The sequence below is a fragment of the Mesorhizobium sp. M4A.F.Ca.ET.050.02.1.1 genome (assembly GCF_003997725.1).
In the GTDB taxonomy this organism is placed as follows: domain Bacteria; phylum Pseudomonadota; class Alphaproteobacteria; order Rhizobiales; family Rhizobiaceae; genus Mesorhizobium.
Window position 1 is genome coordinate 1 of record NZ_RZSG01000764.1, and the last position, 2,867, is coordinate 2,867.

2 protein-coding genes, 1 tRNA gene and 1 pseudogene are annotated in these 2,867 nt (G+C 63.8%); 2 read left to right on the forward strand and 2 right to left on the reverse strand.

The genetic code is table 11. From position 1 onward, the window contains the following. Positions 1-188: 188 nt before the first annotated feature. Together EOA33_RS30770 and EOA33_RS30775 are read right to left on the reverse strand one after the other, a co-directional pair. Positions 189-264: transfer RNA gene (locus EOA33_RS30770), tRNA-Lys, on the reverse strand. 196 nt (positions 265-460) lie between these two features. Next, the gene (locus EOA33_RS30775) at positions 461-1,366 is read right to left on the reverse strand and encodes a PhzF family phenazine biosynthesis protein (RefSeq protein ID WP_126054000.1); all 906 of its coding nucleotides are present in this window, start codon (positions 1,364-1,366) and stop codon (positions 461-463) included. Between the two features lie 101 nt (positions 1,367-1,467). Between EOA33_RS30775 and EOA33_RS30780 the strand changes: the two genes are divergently transcribed. Both EOA33_RS30780 and EOA33_RS40965 read left to right on the forward strand, forming a co-directional pair. After that, a complete protein-coding gene (locus tag EOA33_RS30780) occupies positions 1,468-2,754 on the forward strand; it encodes an efflux RND transporter periplasmic adaptor subunit (protein WP_126053999.1) in 1,287 nt (428 codons plus the stop codon). Between the two features lie 4 nt (positions 2,755-2,758). After that, positions 2,759-2,867 (forward strand): annotated as a pseudogene (locus tag EOA33_RS40965) (macrolide ABC transporter ATP-binding protein); the annotation flags it as partial.

Sequence of the window (2,867 nt, forward strand, 5' to 3'; positions counted from 1 at the left end):
CAAGCCCCCGAATTCGAATGGATCGTCGGCAAAAGCAAGACAAACTTCGATGCCGTTGACGGCGTCCTGGCCATAACGCGAGCGATTCTCAGCTACCTCAGGCCAACCATCCAGTAAAAATCGAAAGCCCCCTGAACGCGGCGGGGCGCCGGCTTCCGATGTTTTTTCAGCAGGATCTGAAGAGGATTTGGTGGGTGTGCACAGGATCGAACTGTGGACCCGCTGATTAAGAGTCAGCTGCTCTACCAACTGAGCTACACACCCACACGGCCGGTAAACCCAGCGTTGGCGGGCATATAGCCGCCGATCTTGGGGATGTCTAGCCCCGCCGGGATCATTTCCCGATAAATCGCTAAAGCATGATCCCGAAAAGTGGAATCCGGTTTTCGGAAGAGATCATGCTCAAACAAAAAAGATGGAGCCCCATCCCGATTCTATCGGGATGGGGCAGCCGCACCGATCAGACAAAAAGTCTGCCTTCCGCCACCTTAATGGCATGGCCGCCGATGCGGGCGGCGGCCAGTTTGCCGCCGTCGACATTGAGCTCGAGCCGGATTCGCGACGGCCGGCCCATCTCCAGCCCCTGCTCGATCCACAGCTGCGAAATACCGTCTGTCGGGCCGTCGAAATGCATGATGGCGCCGGCAAAGGCTGCCGCTGCCGAGCCGGTCGCCGGGTCCTCATAGGAGGGACTGCCGGGCACGATCATGCGCACATGGAAGGCGCTCTCATGGTTGACCGTCTCGCGGCAATAGACATAGGGACTGGCGAAAGCCCATTCGCTCTTGCGCGGCGCCAGTTCCGACCATGCCTGGTTGTCCAGCCGGATTTGGCCCGCCGCCTTCAGGTCGGCGACCGGAATGGTCACGTAGGGCACGCCGGCCGACCAGAACGAGACGCGGTGATTCTCAAAGCCGATCTCATGCGGTCCAAGGCCAAGCGCGGCGCCGATCGCTTCCGCGTCGGCGGAGAGCTCCAGCGGCTCCGGCAGCTTCGCCAGGTCGAACTCGGCGAAAGTGGCGCTGTCATGCTTGCTCACCGCGCAGCGTACCGGGCCGATATTCTCTTCAAGAACGAAGATGCCGGCGGTCTCGCCAGCCAGATCGGCGAGCGCGATCGCCGTACCGACGGTCGGATGGCCGGCGAACGGCATTTCATAGTCGGGCGTGAAGATGCGGATGCGGGCGCGGTGCTTGGCGTTGTCGGGAGGCAGCACGAACACCGTTTCGGAAAGATTGAATTCGCGCGCGATGGCTTGCATAGCCGCCGTGTCCAGCCCCTTGCTGTCCAGGACGACAGCCACGGGGTTGCCGGCCAGCCGCTCGGTCGTAAAGACATCGTAGAGCAAGTAATCCCGGGTTTTCATTCTTGCCTCAATCCCAACATGGGCGAAATTTAATTTGTAATTCGAACCACAAAGCCTGATCTGTGCACAGATAGGGACTGTGCGCATAATAGGGGTCCAGCGTGGACCAGGTTGTCAATCCGCCAAAGACGGAATCGGATTCCGCCATCGAGACGGCGCTCGGCCTCGACCGCAACGGCCTGCGCAGGACACGCCGGCGCGGTTGGCTCTATGCCCTGCTGGCGCTGATCGCCGTTGCCGCGGCGGGTGCCTTCTATCAGTGGTATGCCGGCTCTCAGGCCAAAATCGACTATACTACCGTGCCGGCAGCCGTTGCCGACCTCACCGTCCAGGTCTCGGCCACCGGCACGCTGCAGCCGCTGACGCAGGTCGACATCTCCAGCGAACTTTCAGGCGTCGTCCGCTCGGTCGCGGTCGAGGAAAACCAGCAGGTCAAGAAGGGCGATGTGCTGGCGACGCTCGACACCGCCAAGCTCGAGGTTCAGATCGAGCGCGCCGAGGCTTCCGCCAAGGCAGCCGCGGCAGCCGTCGAGGACGCCACCGTGACGCTGAAGGAAAACGAGAACGCGCTGGCGCGCGCGAACGAACTCACCAAGCGCGGCATGGCGACCGACCAGTCGCTCGAGGCCGCGACCGCGACCCGCGACCGCTCCAAGGCGGCCCTCGACAGCGCCGAGGCCAACCTTGCCATCGCCAATGCCGATCTCAAGGCGCAGCAGACCGACCTTGCCAAGAGCACCATCTACGCGCCGATCGACGGCATCGTGCTGACGCGTTCTGTCGACCCCGGCCAGACGGTCGCCTCCTCGCTGCAGGCGCCGGTGCTGTTCGTCATTGCCGCCGACCTCAGGAACATGGAGCTGCAGGCGGCGGTCGACGAAGCCGATATCGGCTCGGTCAAGCCCGGCCAACATGCCCGCTTCACCGTCGATGCCTTTCCGGAGCGGCCCTTCGACGCCGAGATCCGCGACATCTCCTATGCGTCCGTAACCACTGACGGCGTCGTCACCTACAATGCGCGGCTGGAGGTCGACAACAGCGAGTTGCTGCTCAGGCCCGGCATGACCGCCACCGTCTCGGTCGTCACCAAACAGGCCAAGGGTGTGCTCACCGTGCCGGCCACCGCCTTCCGTTACCGGCCGGCGCCGCCCGCCGCCCGCACGTGGAGCCTGCGCGACCTGTTCACCGGCCGCATGGGCCGCCCTGGCCGCCAGCGCGACGCCACGCCGAGACCGACCGACGGCTCGCGCACGCTCTATGTGCTGGAGAATGGCCGACCCCACGCGGTCAATGTCAAGGTCGGTTCCACCGATGGCGAGCTGACCGAGATTACGTCCGGCCTCGACAAAGGCGCGCAGGTCATCACCGGCTCGCAGCTGCGGAACTGACGCCGTGTCGGGCTCCACGCTGATTGCCTTCGACAAGGTCTGGAAAAGCTACGGCCAGGGCGAAGCCCGCGTGCATGCGCTGGCCGGCGTCGATCTCGCCATCCGAAAAGGCG

Coding starts and splice junctions, on each gene's coding strand:
- EOA33_RS30775 (WP_126054000.1), bottom strand. CDS start 1,366: ATGAAAACCCGGGATTACTTGCTCTACGATGTCTTTACGACCGAGCGG.